The sequence below is a fragment of the Roseateles sp. P5_E11 genome (genome assembly GCF_054049355.1).
Window position 1 is genome coordinate 1 of sequence record NZ_JBFUMO010000935.1, and the last position, 1,514, is coordinate 1,514.

Below are 1,514 nucleotides of genomic sequence, written 5' to 3' on the forward strand. Positions count from 1 at the left end.
GGCCTGCAAGCAGGGAGCGCCGGGCGAGGGCGGGATGCGGGTCGTGCGTAGCGGTCATCAGGTCCTTCAAACTGCGTTGATTGCCGCGGGCCCATGCACCACGGTCAGCGCGCGTTTGTAGGGGCTGCGCCCCGAGAAATCGTGGCAGGAACCCCGCTACGGGGTTCTTTTACGGAACGTTTCAAGCATCGCATCTGCTGGCCAGCAGATAGCAATTCGCGCCCATCAGTAACGCATTGAAAAATTCTTATCCTGAGCAACATCGTTGGCTCTGGCTCTTGCTAACGTGCAAAGGCACAGTTTTCGGGAGTTAGCGCTGCCTACCCGCGACATCGCCTTCGTTCTTCATGTCGATGACCATCCTGACAGCTTGGTAACAACCAAGCTAATCTTGGATCGGCCAGGCGTTGAGGTTGTATCTGCGCTGTCGGCAGCGGTGGCGTTGGAGTTACTGCGTCAATATGAGTTCGCCTTGGCGTTGATCGACGTCAACATGCCTGGCGTAGATGGTTTCGAGCTCGCCGCGGCAATGCGCGGCGATGAACGCACAAATGAGGTGCCCATCATTTTTTTGACCGGGGCCAGCATCGACACCGAGCGAACGTTTCAGGGCTATGAAACTGGTGCGGTTGACTTTCTGATGAAGCCCGTTCCGCCGCTTGTGATGCAGAGCAAGGTGGCAGCCTTCGTAGCGCTGTACCTGCAGCGCAAGTCGCTGCGCGACGAGAAGGATGACCTCGAGCGGTTGCTACGGGCCAACCAGCGCATGGCAGCCGAACTGGCGCATGCACACGAACTTGCGGTCCAGGCAGCATTTACTGATGAACTGACAGGTGTCCCGAACCGGCGCCATATTTTGAAGCTTGCCGCTAGCGCTCTCGCGGACCCACGCCGGCATTCGCATCCCGTCTGCGTGGCGTTGCTGGATCTGGATCACTTCAAGAAAGTCAACGACACACACGGCCACGCCGGCGGAGATGCAGTGCTGCGTCATTTCTGCGAGCACATTCGCACCCACTTGCGATCCGGCCAATCTCTCGGGCGAGTCGGCGGTGAAGAGTTCTTGCTTCTGCTGCCGGGCACGGAGTTGGCTGACGCATGCACGGCACTTGAACGCGTGCGCAGCACCATGGGGCCGACCGCGGGCATCTCCTTCACCTTCTCCGCGGGTGTCGCGCAAGCTCGCCCGGATGAGACGTTGGACTGCGTGCTCGAGCGCGCTGATGATGCGCTCTATCTTTCGAAGGAACGCGGTCGGGACTGCACCTCCAGCGAGCTGATGAGCCTTTGAATTAGGTTGGCCTTTGAGCAGCTCGCCTGGCCGAATGACTACCAAGTCGCGCCCCACGCCACCGCCGCGCCGCCCGTGCAGTGGCGCCAGGTGACGTTGGCCTTTGAATCATTCCCACTCGATCGTCGCGGGCGGCTTGGAGCTGACGTCGTAGGTCACGCGGTTGATACCGCGCACCTCGTTGATGATGCGACCGCTCGTCTTTTTCAACAGCGCGTAGGGC

At 60.2% G+C, this 1,514-nt stretch carries 2 protein-coding genes; one reads left to right on the top strand and one right to left on the bottom strand.

What is annotated here, in order from left to right:
- Positions 1-265: 265 nt before the first annotated feature.
- Positions 266-1,291 carry a GGDEF domain-containing response regulator gene (locus ACXJKR_RS32230; protein ID WP_056197904.1) on the top strand — a complete coding sequence of 342 codons (1,026 nt, stop codon included), beginning with the start codon at positions 266-268 and terminating at the stop codon, positions 1,289-1,291.
- A gap of 108 nt (positions 1,292-1,399) precedes the next feature.
- On the opposite strand, the gene ACXJKR_RS32235 is transcribed toward ACXJKR_RS32230, so the two are convergent.
- A partial coding sequence (locus ACXJKR_RS32235; protein ID WP_457326324.1) for a GMP synthase (glutamine-hydrolyzing) occupies positions 1,400-1,514 on the bottom strand: 115 nt, incomplete at its 5' end.